The organism is Lyngbya aestuarii BL J (assembly GCF_000478195.2).
Classification (GTDB): Bacteria; Cyanobacteriota; Cyanobacteriia; order Cyanobacteriales; family Microcoleaceae; genus Capilliphycus; species Capilliphycus aestuarii.
Window position 1 is genome coordinate 1 of record NZ_AUZM01000022.1, and the last position, 14,623, is coordinate 14,623.

Annotated in this window: 11 protein-coding genes and 2 pseudogenes; 5 read left to right on the plus strand and 8 right to left on the minus strand. The window is 39.2% G+C overall.

Annotation, left to right across the window (positions count from 1 at the left end; genetic code table 11):
- The coding region (locus tag M595_RS11350; protein WP_040483967.1) for an HNH endonuclease at window positions 1-238 on the plus strand (238 nt) is incomplete at its 5' end.
- Between the two features lie 154 nt (window positions 239-392).
- Here M595_RS11350 and M595_RS11355 read toward each other — a convergent pair.
- The 4 genes and pseudogenes from M595_RS11355 to M595_RS11370 all read right to left on the minus strand — a co-directional run bounded on the left by M595_RS11355 (window position 393) and on the right by M595_RS11370 (window position 3,935).
- Complete coding sequence (locus M595_RS11355) at window positions 393-1,634, minus strand: RNA-guided endonuclease InsQ/TnpB family protein (protein ID WP_023066450.1); 1,242 nt, start codon at window positions 1,632-1,634, stop codon at window positions 393-395.
- Between the two features lie 173 nt (window positions 1,635-1,807).
- A pseudogene (locus tag M595_RS11360) lies at window positions 1,808-2,077 on the minus strand (Uma2 family endonuclease); the annotation flags it as partial.
- Between the two features lie 137 nt (window positions 2,078-2,214).
- Window positions 2,215-2,814: a CPBP family intramembrane glutamic endopeptidase gene (locus M595_RS11365; protein WP_023066385.1), complete on the minus strand. Its 600-nt coding sequence runs from the start codon at window positions 2,812-2,814 to the stop codon at window positions 2,215-2,217.
- A gap of 35 nt (window positions 2,815-2,849) precedes the next feature.
- Entirely contained in the window at window positions 2,850-3,935 is a 1,086-nt protein-coding gene (locus M595_RS11370) for a DUF3326 domain-containing protein (RefSeq protein ID WP_023066375.1), read from the minus strand.
- A gap of 120 nt (window positions 3,936-4,055) precedes the next feature.
- On the opposite strand from M595_RS11370, the gene M595_RS11375 reads away from it, so the two are divergent.
- Together M595_RS11375 and M595_RS11380 are read left to right on the plus strand one after the other, a co-directional pair.
- The gene (locus M595_RS11375) at window positions 4,056-6,206 is read left to right on the plus strand and encodes a serine/threonine phosphatase (RefSeq protein ID WP_023066444.1); all 2,151 of its coding nucleotides are present in this window, start codon (window positions 4,056-4,058) and stop codon (window positions 6,204-6,206) included.
- A gap of 201 nt (window positions 6,207-6,407) precedes the next feature.
- The gene (locus M595_RS11380; protein WP_023066441.1) at window positions 6,408-6,878 is read left to right on the plus strand and encodes an Hsp20/alpha crystallin family protein; all 471 of its coding nucleotides are present in this window, start codon (window positions 6,408-6,410) and stop codon (window positions 6,876-6,878) included.
- A 103-nt stretch (window positions 6,879-6,981) separates the two neighbouring features.
- On the opposite strand, the gene M595_RS11385 is transcribed toward M595_RS11380, so the two are convergent.
- On the minus strand, window positions 6,982-7,596 hold the full coding sequence (locus M595_RS11385; RefSeq protein ID WP_023066366.1) for a PQQ-binding-like beta-propeller repeat protein: 615 nt from the start codon (window positions 7,594-7,596) through the stop codon (window positions 6,982-6,984).
- Between the two features lie 171 nt (window positions 7,597-7,767).
- Between M595_RS11385 and M595_RS11390 the strand changes: the two genes are divergently transcribed.
- Together M595_RS11390 and clpS are read left to right on the plus strand one after the other, a co-directional pair.
- Complete coding sequence (locus tag M595_RS11390) at window positions 7,768-8,451, plus strand: lecithin retinol acyltransferase family protein (protein ID WP_023066449.1); 684 nt, start codon at window positions 7,768-7,770, stop codon at window positions 8,449-8,451.
- A gap of 370 nt (window positions 8,452-8,821) precedes the next feature.
- Window positions 8,822-9,115, plus strand: coding sequence for an ATP-dependent Clp protease adapter ClpS (gene clpS / locus M595_RS11395; RefSeq protein ID WP_023066376.1), 294 nt, complete (start codon window positions 8,822-8,824; stop codon window positions 9,113-9,115).
- Here the strand turns inward: clpS and M595_RS11400 are convergent.
- The 3 genes and pseudogenes from M595_RS11400 to M595_RS11405 all read right to left on the minus strand — a co-directional run bounded on the left by M595_RS11400 (window position 9,112) and on the right by M595_RS11405 (window position 14,211).
- Window positions 9,112-9,345, minus strand: a complete 234-nt coding sequence (locus tag M595_RS11400; protein WP_040483970.1) for a DUF6737 family protein — start codon at window positions 9,343-9,345, stop codon at window positions 9,112-9,114. The genes clpS and M595_RS11400 overlap by 4 nt on opposite strands.
- Window positions 9,346-9,628: 283 nt before the next feature.
- Window positions 9,629-9,724, minus strand: a pseudogene (locus M595_RS30125) (RNA polymerase subunit sigma); the annotation flags it as partial.
- Between the two features lie 35 nt (window positions 9,725-9,759).
- Window positions 9,760-14,211: a WD40 repeat domain-containing protein gene (locus M595_RS11405; protein WP_040483971.1), complete on the minus strand. Its 4,452-nt coding sequence runs from the start codon at window positions 14,209-14,211 to the stop codon at window positions 9,760-9,762.
- Window positions 14,212-14,623: the final 412 nt, after the last annotated feature.

Below are 14,623 nucleotides of genomic sequence, written 5' to 3' on the forward strand. Positions count from 1 at the left end.
TGATGGGGACTGGGTTTACTGGTCAACCCGAATGGGGAGACATCCCGAAGCCAAAAAGAAAGTCGCTTACCTACTAAATCAACAAAAGGGAAAATGCTCTCATTGTGGACTCAGATTCTTCGTGGATGACCTCATGGAAATCCACCACATCGATAAGAATCACCATAACAGCAAATGGGAAAATTTAACCTTATTACATCGCCACTGCCACGATGAGGTACACAAGACAAGTGCCTAGTTATTGAGGAGCGGTGTGAACGAAAGTCTCATGCACCGTTCTGAAGACGAGTATAAAACGGTGACGTTTATGCTTAGTTTAACAACATTCCTGGAATACTGGATAAACGCTTCCGGACAGATGAGCCTCTTTTGTATTGATGAAAATCAATACTCTAAGTTCGCTGGTTGAAGGAAGAATCCCCCGCTAAAATCTTCGATTTAGCGGCGGGAGTGTCAATCCGACTTACATCTGGGCGACAGGCTTTATCCCCCGTTCCAGGGGTCTGTCTTGAGTGCGTCTTACATTCGCCGTGCGACGGCGAATTGCGTACTCGCAAAATTCGTAGTCCCTCGTCTCTGAGGTTAATAGCTGCGTTCACATCCCTATCATGTTTTGTATGGCAGTTATTGCAAGTCCAATATCTTACATCAAGTGGCAAACTACCAACTTGATTAAGGCAAACATGACAGATTTTTGAACTCGGGAAAAATCTATCAACTTCCTGATAAATTTTCCCTTCCATTTCTGTTTTGTATTTCAGCATTGTGCAAAACATTCCCCATCCTACTTGATGTATAGCTTTGGCTAGTTTATGATTCTGCATCATGCCTTTAACATTGAGATTTTCAGCCACAATAACTTGGTTTTCGTTGACTATCCTACGAGATAGCTTGTGTAGAAAATCCTCACGGCAGTTAGTTATTTTCCTGTGAACTCTAGCAACTTTTCTTCTAGCTTTTATACGGTTATTAGAACCTTTCTTTTTCCTAGATAATTGTTGCTGCTTGAATTTTAAGTTTTTTTCATGTTTATTGAGTATTCTAGGATTTTCAAACTTAGAACCATCGCTAGTAATAACAAAGTGAGTCAAGCCCAAATCAATACCTATCGCTTTACCATCTGTGTTTGATTCTGGCTTATCCTTACCATCATCAAACAGAATAGCAGCAAAATATTGATTAGAACAGTTTTTGGATATAGTTACAGTCTTAACTTTTCCATCAATCGGTCTATGAATTATTGCTGATACATCCCCTATCTTGGGCAGACTTAAATAATTATCAGCAACCTTGACGTTTTGAGGATATTGTATTGACTGCTTACCATGTTTTGATTTGAATCTAGGGTATTTAGCTCGTTTTTCAAAGAAATTATTGAAAGCTACACCCAAGTTTAAACAGACTTGTTGCAAGCATTGTGAATAGGTCGAAGTTAACCATTCATACTCTTTCTTTAACTGGGGAATTATCTTTTTTACTGCATAGCCAGATAAACCCTTACCAGTCTCTTTGTATGTTTGATTCATCAAATTCAGGCAGTAATTCCAAAGCCAACGACAACAGCCAAAAGATTGCGCTAGAGACTGCTGTTGTTGGACATCTGGATATAACCTGACTTTGACGACCTTGAACATATTAGAATAAACAGCGTTTGCTATAAAATACTATATCATAATGATTGCTCGTTTCCGACCTGTTCTGTTCTCTGTTTTTCCGAAGGGAAAAATTGGTCACAGAACTGTCGTCAACTCGCGCGCAATTCATCTCACGCTCCCCTTCGGGTGAGACGTGGGGCAACATGGCTGTTCAAGCTAAATCCTGTCGAAGAATCGAAAGCTTCTCCTAACTCCTGATGCTCCTCATACCAGCGAGCAAGTTGCCCAATAATACTAAAATTCCGTTTACCTGATTCACCACCCGTAGGAGGATTCACAATTAACTCTCCAAGTGAGGTACGTTCTAGTCTTAAATCCCGGTTCGTTATGGCGATCGCTTCAAACTGTTCTGGAGTAACATTGAGAACAATTTCAGGAGGTATTTCTAAAGATAAAGTGTCTGATTCAAATGAAATTTGCATGAGCAATCATCTCCACCGAAAATTTGAGTAAGCCAGCCTTGAACTTAATTCTGAATGTAGAATTCATAATTCTGAAAAGAACTCCCGAATCGGAAAACAAAAATCTCTGTCCTCTCAGAATTAATCCTTTTGATCATTCATAATTCTGTTCCTTGTCCGATATATTTTAACTTCCATAAACAACCAGAGATCAAGTTGGTAAAAATATGAGCGACAATCGGCACAAATAAATTCCCTGTGATGATCGCACTATATCCCAAAATCAATCCGACTACGGTTGCCCAAATCACATAAGGCCATTGTTGAGAACCACTAAAATGCAGCACCCCAAAACAAACACTAGAAATCACTAACCCTATCGGAGTAAAGCCAAACGCAGCCAAAATCACACCTCGAAAAAGCAATTCCTCACTTAAACCCGGTAACAATCCTAACCACACCAAATCCGGCCATAAAAGTGGCGTAAGCACCAACTTCAAATATAAATCAGCACTGCGACTATAAGCCTGCCAAAGCCGATAAATGACCGAACTAGCAAGGGTAATTACAATCCCAATGGTCAAACCCCAAAATAGATCAAGAGGGGTAAAATGCACAGGTAACATTGAGATGTTCCCCAAAGAAAGCCACAATTTAGCAACAATAAACAGTAACGTCGCTGTCCCCCCCATCGCCACAAGAACTTGGGTGCGCGTTAACGATTCAAACTCTGGATTTTTAGGACTATGTTCTACCACGATATTTTGATAAAATGCAAAAACAAAAAAACAGTTTAAACAAAAGAACTCGAATTAATTTTAGCGATCGCTAGCAGATTTGGACGCAGAGTATTGGGATCAATTCCGGCTCGAAAAGCCGCCAAAACCCCTAAAGCTTCCAGATAAGAATTCACCGTGATGGCTTTAATTCCTAGTGATTCTGGAGAAACTTGCATTTGAGTTTGATTTTCCTCCACTGCAATAATCTGAGTCTGGTGATCACTAAAACTTAGAATAGCACTCCCACCGCAGGCTGTGGCAGGAACAACAACCGCATCTACAGTATTTCCCCAAATCAGATCCGATGAAAAATGAGAACCCGGAGTCTCGAATGCAGGAGTCACAAACTGCGGCGCCCGACTCAACCCCACCAAAACACAAGGAAGAAAAGTATACCCTAATTCCTCGGCTGCCGAACGAGGCGATAAATCAGGATCGAGCGGTAAAGTCGATAAAGCTGGAGCATGAGCGCAAGGAATGTTAAACTGGCGGACAATTAAGTGAGAGATCACGGCTTCTGCTCCCGCTAATGGATCAACACCTTGGCCATGTCGGTAGTGTTCGAGGGCAAGACTGTCTTGATCTTCAGGAAATCGAGTCACAACTGCAATTGCATTGGCTTTAGCTTTTTCAATCAAAGCTGTCGCACCTCGTAACAAGCTACCGGGGTTGCCAATCGTTCCCCAGGAGCCTCCAGAAGCCGCCGTTCGCAGCTCAACATCAATTGGAGCATCTGTGACGACATAATCGGTTAAACTTAAACCTAGCGTCGCTCGTGCCGCATCAGCCACTTGTAGATGGCGTTGGCGTAACTCCGGTTCAATTGCTTGATCGAGAAGTAACCCGACACGATTTTGATGAACGGGTTGTAGTCCCCAATTTCCTCTGGCAAACTGATCGAGTGCATAGCCTTCGACATAAAACACATTTGACAGCGGCCAATAGAGTTGAGCGCCATTGAGAACGTTAGGATGAGTAATCAGGCGATCGCAAACTTGAGACATCGCTCTAGCGACAGGTAAAGCATCTCCAGCATACCCTCCAATAGCGGCACCAACTCCGGTTGGTACGATTAAAACAACAGTGTATGGACGAAACATAGTCATTTCAATTGTGAAGACAACGACAGCGATTGCTCATTCCTGATAAATTGTGCCTTAGAATGGAAGTCTGCACATCCCAAAAACCCTAACGACTTTATCGCTCTAGGGAATCGAGTTATGCTGGTCTGTCCCCAATGTCTGTTTGAAAATCCGAGTCATCACAAGTTTTGTCAGAAATGCGGCTATAGTTTAACGCAGAAGGTTTGTGGTGAATGTGGTTCTACGGTTTCTCTGAGTGTGCTTGATTGTCCGAATTGCGGTGCAAGGACAGGCACGGTAGCGATCGCGGTTATTTCTCGCTTACCTGTTGAGCGTGAGCATGATATTCTTGATCGGGTTGAAAATCCTTCATCTTCACCAGAACAAGATCGACTCGGTGGGGCGATCGCTGAAATTCCTGAAGAAACTCAGACACAAAGTGATAAAATTCAAGCGGCTTCGGTCAAATCTGAGCTAGAACTGACTCCTGATGAGATTGCATCTTTGAGTGAAAATGCTGTAGAAGTTGATTCGGTGGCGGCTGAAACGGAGTCTAATCAGATTTGGGGTTTAGAGGCTTTTGATGCGAGTGAAATTCCTGTTAATGATGCTCTCGATCCTGATTCAAATGACTCTGTTGAGTTAAAATCAGATGGCTCTTGTCTTTCGGATTTAGAGAAGGGAATGTATTTAGATGAAAATCAGCGATATCAACTGATTAAACCTTTAAAGACGTTGAAACCGGATGAAACGGTAACGGTAGAAGTTCTTGATACTCAGCCGCTGGAGATGTCTCCCCCAGAAGCCGCCCAACTTAATTTACTGTCGTCATCCGAGAAGATGGATACTTTTGTGATTGCTGCGGCGCAAGCTTATTTGATTTTACAATCTCAGTTTCAAGACCATTTTCCCAAACTTAAAGATGCGTGGAAATCGGATCTTTACACGGTTGTTATTCTGGAAAATTACTCTGATTTTCCGATGTTACTTGAAAAATTTAGGGATTCACAAACCACACCTCAACAAATTCTCTCATGGTTTCAACAAATGGCGAATTTATGGGGAGATTTAGAAAGTTTTCAGTGTCGTCAAAGTTTACTTGAATTAACGAATATTCGGGTTTATCCGACTTCTCCTCATCAAATTTGTTTACAACAGTTGTATCAGGAACTGCAAGCGGATACTATTTCTCTATCGGATTTGGGCAAAGCTTGGAAAACGTTAATCCAACAGTCACAGCGTACTTTGTTGGGTTCTTTGACTCAATTACTGCGAGATCTAAATGAAGGTGAAATTAAAACGATTACTCAACTTCAAGATCACTTAGCAGAGATTGAACAAGAACTTCATTCTTCTTCGACTGAAACCCCGTCTATACCTATTTCTTCCCCAACTCGTATTCAGGAAAATGTTGATGAGGATATCACTGATGTACCGACTGGGGGTAGCGTTGCGCCCACGATTCCTCGTCTTAGTCAATTGTTGCATTTAGAGGCAGTTGGAGCAACTGATATTGGTCGCCGACGTCAACGCAATGAAGATTCGTTTGGTGTACAAACGACTATACACGAACAACAAACGCCTCAAGGGCGAGTGGTAGAAGCCAAAGGATTGTATATTTTGTGTGATGGTATGGGAGGACACGCCAGTGGTGATGTGGCGAGTCAGTTGGCTGTCAATACACTCAAGCAATATTTTCAAAGCCAATTGACGGGTGAACTTCCCACCCAAGAGATGATCAAAAATGCGATTATCCAAGCCAATACGACAATTTATGAAGCCAATCAAGGAGCGGTTCGTTCTGGAGTTGGACGCATGGGGACAACCCTAGTGATGGCAATTGTAGCAGAAAATCAAGTGGCGATCGCTCATGTCGGAGATAGTCGGCTTTATCGCTTAACGTCTCAGGGGATTGAACAAGTTACGGTGGATCACGAAGTCGGACAACGGGAAATTCAACGGGGAGTGAGTCCAGAGGTGGCTTACGCTCGTCCTGACGCTTACCAACTGACTCAAGCGTTAGGGCCACGCGATCGCAATTTTGTTAAGCCTGATATCCAGTTTTTGGAAGTACAAGAAGATACTGTTTTTATTTTAGCATCGGATGGGCTAACAGACAATGATTTACTCGAAATTTATTATGCGACTCATCTTGATCCTCTACTCAATCCCAAAACCGATCTTAATACGGGAGTGAAACAGTTAATTGAGCTAGCAAACGAACATAATGGTCACGATAATATCACGATTATTGCGATTCGGATGTTAGTCTCTCCCAGTCGGAAATAGGGAATTTTGAGAACTAGAGAAAAAGTGATCAACTTCAAACCCCAAAGATTCGGTTTTCCTCCCCAAAGGTTCGGTTAAAGATTCGGTGTGGAAACCTCACTCTAAAGTGGGGTTCTCTACTCTTTAAAATTGCTTTTTTGATTGGCATTATTAAAACTGTAAGCAATAAATCATCACCACAAAAACAGGAGAGAAAACAATATGATGTTAGTCAGTCGTTACAACCCCTTCGCTGAAGTTGAAAAAATGCACAACCAATTTGAAAGAATGTTTGAAGAAATGACAACAACTAGAATGACAAATGATTGGACTCCCGCAGTTGAGTTACAAGACAAGTCAAATCACTTTATTCTACGAGCGATTATTCCCGGTTTAGAGACATACAAACTGGATATTCAAGCCACAAAGAAAGGGATTGTATTCTCAGGAAAAACAACACGTCCCCAACTCAATGAGGCTGAAAAATACCTGTACAGTGAGTTTCCAGTGGGTGAATTTCGTCGAGTTGTTGCTTTACCAGAAGCGATTATCAATACAGAAGTTAAAGCCGATTATACCAACGGAATTTTAACTCTAACTTTACCCAAAGCACCGGAAGCTGTCAATCGTGTGGTTAAGGTAAACTTAATGGAAACTCATCAACCTGAACAGTTAGAAACTGCCGAAGTTTAATCACTCAAAACCCCTTTAAATTTGGGGTTAAAAATAGATAAATTAACCCGGTTTCTCAAGATAATTTTAACTCTTAATCTCCCCTCAGAAACCGGGATTATTATTAAACTTCAGAATCTATAGTCCAACACCAAAGTTGATGATCAGAAGTGGCGGCATACAATTTTCCATCCATTCCCGCCATTGCAACCACATTATTAGCATGACCGATTTCTTGCCATTTTATCCCATCAGAAGTGAGATTAACCTGCCAAAGTTTATGATCAAAAGTTACTGCATAGAGTTGATTATTTGTCGCAGCTAATGAGATCACAGAAATTCCTCGACCAATCTGTTTCCAGTTGAGATCAACTCGACCATCTCGTACCCAAAATTTATCATCGGAACTCACGGCATAAAGTTTACCATCCATGGCAGTCATTGTAACTATATTATTCGCCACAGTAATCGCTTGCCAACCCCGATCTTCTGTTACAATAGCTCGTATCCAGAGTTGATCTTCAGAAGTGGCTGCATAGAGTTTTTCATCCATTGCCGCCATGGCAACTACATTATTTGCATGACCAATAACTTGCCAGTTAATATCACCCCGAATAGCAACTCGTACCCAGAGTTTATTCTCAGAAGTTGCAGCATAAAGGGTTTCATCCAACGCTGTCATTGCAATCACATTATTCGCATGACCAATCAGTTGCCAATTCACTGAATTAATACTCATTGTACCTGATCCTTTTCAATCCCATTAATAAGACAAATGCAGCAAATGCTAGGATACTTCCGGAAAGGTTAATCAACTTTCAAAACAAACAACACTTCTGAAGATAAATCATTCTCAGTAGACAACTTAAACAATTTATACTAAAAAATAGAGTTAAACAGCAGGGGAAATATGGCCAGAGGCGATCAAGTTTATGCTTATCGAGAATTTTTTAATCTAGATGGCGTTTATGAGCATCATGGAGTAGACTGTGGAGATGGTAGCGTTATTCACTACCGCAAACCCAGCGAAATCGTTGAACGGACTTCAATGGAAACTTTTGCACGGGGGGGGAAAGTTTATATTAGACCTTATCCGGTGCGCTATATTCCTGATACTGTGATTCAGCGAGCAGAAAGTCGTTTGGGAGAGTGTAAATATAATTTATTATTCAACAACTGTGAACATTTTGCGACATGGTGCGTGACAGGTGTCAATGATAGTCGCCAGATTAGAAATTTTGTACCGCTTCTCAATCAAATTGATGTTGATCAATTATATCGACCTATTCAAGAAGCTTTAACCGGGATTAAAAAAGATAACGCACCGTTGTTGTTAGATAAAGCCTTAGCTGATATTCGTACTGCTTGGGATGATGTTCATCCGCAATATAAACAAGCTCTTGAAGATATGAATACTTGGCAAAATGTAGCGAAGGAAGCTTTAAAACGAAATCGAGAAGATTTAGCTCGCCAAGCATTACAACGAAAGATTGGTTATGAAAAACGCGCTCAAGAACTTGAAGAAAATTTAGAAAATTTAGCTGCAATGACTCAAACTTTAATTAGTAATCAGAAAAATCTACAAATTCTCTAGAAGGGATTGTCTCTTGACCCTAAAATTAGCGCTGATTTCAATCTGGGTCAGGAGTGCAGGAGTCCGAAACGCGCCGATGATGAACTCATAGAGGAGTGATCGCGATTTTCTCCCAACCCCATGACCCTGACCCATAAATCCGTCAATAGGGGCAAGAGTGCTGACTCCATCTGTTCTAACTCCTTAAATAACATTTGAGCCTGTTTGGGGCTGATCAGTAATGAGATTAACCCCTTGTCAAGTTGGAGATTTGTGTTATATTTTTAGACTAATGGCTATACTTGCCAATAGTTTGTCCGAGCTATTCGGCTGAGTTTAGATTAAAGTCTTGATTGTAAAGTTGTTAAACCCTTGTTCTGGTAACTGACCCATGACATCTTCTCCTACTGTTGCGCCCAGTCGTTCCAGTCAAGTTACCCAGCAACCTTATCCCAACTATAAGGTAATTGTTCTGAACGACGACTTCAACACCTTTGAACACGTTTCTAGTTGTCTGATGAAGTATATTCCAGGAATGAATAGCGATCTCGCCTGGAAACTTACGAATCAAGTTCACTTTGAAGGCCAAGCAACAGTATGGGTTGGCCCTCAAGAACAGGCTGAACTTTATCATACTCAATTAAGTCGAGAAGGATTAACGATGGCCCCCTTAGAAAAGGCTTAACGTTTGGAGTCTAGGATACCGCTTTCCACCATTAATTTTGGCCAGAGTAATAGAAAGTATCCCATCCAAACTAAAATCGGAATAGCAATAATAGCAGTTAACCAAAGGGTTTGAAAGACCAGCCAACTCCCTCCGATTAAAGAAATTCCTGTTAGCAAGATTGACCAAGGTTGACACCACCAAGGTTTATAATTCCAGGGATTCAGGGGTTTAGGATTTTCTGAAGTCATAAAAAAGTATTGAATCTGTTGAGGTAACAACCCTGCTAAAAGTCTTGTAACTTGGTAATAAGAGTGATCTTTGGTATAAAAAGAACAGTCTCAATGATCAACAAGATCGCTAATGGGTGAAAATACTTCAACAATTCTATCAGATTTACCCTCAAAATCGATTATATACTACTCAGTCTACATTTTAGCTTCCTAGTCACTCCGTCAAGTGATTTTGGTCGATGGAGAGGATAGTCAACACAATTCTCACAATATTTTCTACAACCCATCTAGTTTTCTACAGTTATGTGAAATATTCTAAGTAATCACGAACTCGGTTGTGATGCTTGGGTTGACGCAGTTTTTGTAAGGCTTTGGCTTCAATTTGACGAACCCGTTCATGATCGCTGAACATCCTATGTTTCTTCAAACTTACTAGGCGGCGCCGATTTTGTTTTTAGTTTCTTCTAGAATTTCTTCTATCGCCCAAACAGTGGCTTGTTTTACAGTAATTTTATTATCAGACCCATACATTATTCTTTTTACTTTTCTAGAAACAACTCTCACCAATTCATATCTATTGATTTTGTGCGGCTTACATTCCGTTGTTAATCGATCCAATAATAATTGTATGGGATCGAAATCTTTATCAAGATTTGCATGATATTGTGACTGATTATTTTGATTGCTTGAACTATTATTTGCGGAAGTTGGTGACTGATTATTTGAATTGCTTGAGCTATTATTTTCGGGATTTTGTGGCTGATTATTCGGTGAATAAAACTGAAAATCCAGAGCTTCAATTTTTATCGATATTGAATGACTACGTTCTCCAACTCTAGCTTGAAATGAGAAATCACCCTCTACATCGCCAGCAATAAAATCAAATTCAGCAATCCAATCGTTAGACTTTTTAGAAATCCTTAAATTCAAGATTTGATTATCTTTTTTAGCGGTAATTTTACCCCCTTTTGACTGCCATTTTACATCATTTACTTTAATTGAATCTCCAACTTGATCGTACCCCTTAAGCGTTAAAGTACACTGTTCACCGGGTTGAAGTTTAGTTTGGCTAGTGGATATTTCTAATGTTCTGAGTACAGGAACAATTTCAACCGTTACTGTATCATCAACTCCTGATACTTCGATAAATCCATCGGCAATCCATTCAATGATATTCAATATGTATTTAAGAACTGTTTTAAGTACCCAGGCTTGAAGATTTAACTCTGCTGTAGATATATCAGGATCAAAATCAGCATCTGAATCAATGATTTCTTCTCCCATCTCATCTTCTGGCTGTAACTCAGCATTTTCTTCTTTATCCTTAAACAAATTTGTAAATTTTTTAATCTTGATACCCCATGAAAAAATTTGTTGTATTTGTCGGATGATCTGTAAAATCAGTTTGAGATAAATTCCCCAAGTAAAGAGTTGTACTTGAATCCCATATTTAGGAACACTACAAGTTTTAGCTTTAACCCTGTATACACCCTTTGAGTTATAGCCAGCAGTATAATGTCCTTTCTGGTTAATTATTCCTCCGGTTGCTTCCCAGTTAATTATTCCAGGGTCTATAGAATAACCAAACTGATCTAAACCAATTACAGTAAATTGCTGATGTTCACCAGGTTCTAATTGAATAATTGAACTCGGATTAATCTTGATTTCTCGTAAGACAGGAAGTAATGTAACAGAAGCAGTTTTATAAACTTCTCCCACACTCGCAGTAACAGTTACATAACGTTCTTCATATCCTCCTTTAAAAACTCCATTAGAATTAATTTTACCTCCTGGACTACACTCCCATTTCACATCATCCAAAGCACAGAGTTCGCCTGTCTGATCGTATGCAATCACATCAAAATGCACGGGTTGATTCGGTTCAACAGATATGTTTTCTGGTGAAATTAAGACATATTCTAAGACAGAAGGAACAATAAATTGAACAGAGGCTTTGAGATTATAACTGGGAATAGATGCGGTAACTTCAAAAGAACCTTTAGCGTTTTCATCAACAGTTAAACAGCCTTGTTGGTCAATTTTTCCTCCTACCGCTTTCCAATAAACAGACTTAACAGGAAACTCATTCCCCCTTTGGTCAAAACCTTTAACTGTAAATTGGAAAGTTTTACCGGGGTTTAATTCTATTAAAGATGAATTCAACTTGCATATTGTTTCAGGTAGAGCAATCTCGATAGCATCAAGACGCGCAGGTTCAAAAACTTTAACAAATGCTTTACCTGAAATGTTGTTAGCAGTTGCAGTAATCGTAACATAAGCATCTCGATTAGATACTTCATTACCATCCGATAAAGATTCTTCTGTGTGCGGATCAATAGGCAAATCTTGATTCTCTAATTCGGATGGGAGTTCATTCGAGTCATCATAATCTTGATTAGATACTTCATTACCATCCGATAAAGATTCTTCTGTGTGCGGATCAATAGGCAAATCTTGATTCTCTAATTCGGATGGGAGTTCATTCGAGTCATCATAATCTTGATTAAATACTTCATTACCATCCGATAAAGATTCTTCCGCCATAAATTGATAGGGTTGGTCAGGTTTGAGTGAAATATATTCCGGTTCAATCTTTAAGTTTTTAACAATAGGAGGAACTTCAACAGTAGTAGAACCTTTGACATTCAACTCCGATGAAATAGCTTGAACTGTAAATTTTCCTTTTGTATTTTGACCAACTTTTAGATAGCCGTTGTTGTCAATTTCAAGACCTTCTGCTTCCCAGATGATAGGATTTTCCGTTGAAATTTCCCGTTGATGTTGGTCAAAGCCACGAACTTTTAATTGTTTAGTTTCACCCGGCTTTAAAGTGAAATCAGAAGGAATGATTTCTAGAGATGTTAACTTAGCAGGTTCAAGGACTGTAACCTCAACTTCAGCTTTTATTTCTCCAACAGTAGCGGTAATTTTTACTTTTTCTTCGGTCTGACTGGCGGTAAAAGTTCCATCCTCATTAATCTTTCCACTTGTTGAAGTCCAGCAAACCCGATCTATTTTGATAGTCTGTTTATATTGATCAAAACCTTTGACTTGAAAAGACTGAGTTTCACCAAATTCTAACCCAACAAAAGATGGGGAAATTTCTAAAATCGTCAGTTTGGGAGGTTCAAGAACTTTAACCGTTACCTCGTTACTACTAATACTTCCAGACTTGGCGGTAACTTGAAAAATCCCATCATTATTTCCGGCTGTATAGATACCATTTTCAATAGTTCCACTCGTTGCATTCCAAGAAACAGTTTCAAGTTTAAATTCGTTATTATATTGATCGAATCCTACGACGGTAAACGTTTGTTTTTCTTGAAAGTACAGCTTAGACACAAAACCCGGTTTAATGACTAACTTATCAAGCCTTGGCGGTTCTAAAACATCAATAGTAATGCAATCCTTTAGACAAGTTCCAGCTTTTGCTGTAACGGTAACTTTAGCCGTTTTTTGATCCGCTTTATATTCACCCGTCTGAGGATTGATTTTACCCTCTGTAACTTGCCAAAATACAGGTTGAGTTATTTCAAATATTTTATCATATTGGTCAAATCCCTGAGCTTTAAACTGATAAACATCTCCGACTTCCAAAGGTTTAGTCGGTCTTAAAATTTGAACTTTGCTTAATTCGGGTTTGGAACTTCCTTTAAATGTATAGGGTGATTCCTTCGTGTCTAGATTCCAAACTTTTAGCCAATCACAGCTTCCGCAAATTAGCTTTTTATAATCAGAATAAATTGCTATACAATTAGTCAAGCCATGATTTAAAACCCAAGATTTTTCCGTTTCTATATTTTGAAACCAGATTGTACCATTACTGTCTACAATCACGAGAGTCTTTTCATCTAAAGTTAACTTAATGTCTTGAATTTTAGTGGACTTTTTGAAAATAGTATTACTGGAAATAAAGTCATATTTTTTTGGATTATCTTGGTCATTATTAAAGTTTAATAAAATAGACATAAAACCCAGACTCATTCCACCTGTCAACTTAACCAATATAAGTGAAATAGCTATAATTAATACTTTAAAAGCGTTGATTATTTTGTTGTTTTTATCGGAAGGAACATTTTTCCAAAATTTTATTTCTCCATTTCGACTTCCACTAAATAGCCGTTCACCATCTGAACTAATCGCTAAGGCTTGAACCCAGTCCGAATGTTCCTTGAGAGTTTGTAAGAGTTTACCGCTATTTAAGTCCCATAATTTAATCGTGTTATCGGTGCTACCACTGGCTATAATGCCGTCAGAACTAATTACAGCAGAACAAATCCACCCCGAATGATCGGTTAGAGTATGTTGCTGTTTTCTGGTGTTTAAATCCCAAATTTTAAGGGTTTTATCGCAACTCCCACTGACCAATTTTTTTCCATCAGGACTAACGGCGAGCGTTGTTACCCAACTCGAATGTCCTTCCAAGGTAAATAAAATTTTTCCGGTTTCCAGACTCCAAATCTTAATTTGACTATCTGTACCCCCCGTAATTAGAGTTTTACTATCTGGAGCGATAGCAACAGACAAAACCCAATGAGAATCAGCCTCTATTTTTCGTAATAATTCTCCGGTTTCCGCATCCCAAACTCTAACAATCTTCCAACTTCCACCAACAATATATTTATTATCAGGACTAATAACAATACTTGTAATTGTATCGGTAGCAATGGGTAAGTTACCGTTTTCAGTTAAATCTGGGTTGTATCCCTGCAAAATTCTATAGGTTGATTGTTGTACTTTTTCGGATTTATCTTTTAACGCCTGTCGTGTAAACAAATCCAAGTGTTCGTTAGATTTTAAGCAATTTTGCAAGGCATTGAGTCGAACATGAATATCGGGACTATTTAGGCAAGATTCAAGAGTAGGTTTGGGTAGAGTTTCCATGATTTTACCTTGTTTAAAATTGCTTTTTAGATTAGAATTTGGAGATTGGAGATGATGCAGGTTAATCAAGCTTTAATTGAAATCTTGGTGGTGGCAACTGGATGATGAGTTTATTTCAACCTCTACTCTCCAGATTAAGCGTTTTAAACTTGGATAGCTACGGGGTAATTACGGAACTTTGATAATTTTATTAGCCTCAAAAATTAGATCGTTCTCAGTAGAATTACTGATCTGATAGCCCAACACCCTATAGGCTATGCTTTTCATTCAACTGTTGAATAAGTAAGTCGGTGTGAAAAAATTGAAGTCTGTAACAAAATATACAATATTTAAATATTTCTTCCCTGTGGCATAAGTGCCTATTGCCTTGCCATAAGGACTATTTTCAACGTCAACCGACTTAAATGTCAGA

Coding starts and splice junctions, on each gene's coding strand:
- M595_RS11355 (WP_023066450.1), bottom strand. CDS start 1,634: ATGTTCAAGGTCGTCAAAGTCAGGTTATATCCAGATGTCCAACAACAG.
- M595_RS11370 (WP_023066375.1), bottom strand. CDS start 3,935: ATGTTTCGTCCATACACTGTTGTTTTAATCGTACCAACCGGAGTTGGT.
- M595_RS11375 (WP_023066444.1), top strand. CDS start 4,056: ATGCTGGTCTGTCCCCAATGTCTGTTTGAAAATCCGAGTCATCACAAG.
- M595_RS11380 (WP_023066441.1), top strand. CDS start 6,408: ATGATGTTAGTCAGTCGTTACAACCCCTTCGCTGAAGTTGAAAAAATG.
- M595_RS11385 (WP_023066366.1), bottom strand. CDS start 7,596: ATGAGTATTAATTCAGTGAATTGGCAACTGATTGGTCATGCGAATAAT.
- M595_RS11390 (WP_023066449.1), top strand. CDS start 7,768: ATGGCCAGAGGCGATCAAGTTTATGCTTATCGAGAATTTTTTAATCTA.
- clpS (WP_023066376.1), top strand. CDS start 8,822: ATGACATCTTCTCCTACTGTTGCGCCCAGTCGTTCCAGTCAAGTTACC.
- M595_RS11400 (WP_040483970.1), bottom strand. CDS start 9,345: ATGACTTCAGAAAATCCTAAACCCCTGAATCCCTGGAATTATAAACCT.
- M595_RS11405 (WP_040483971.1), bottom strand. CDS start 14,211: ATGGAAACTCTACCCAAACCTACTCTTGAATCTTGCCTAAATAGTCCC.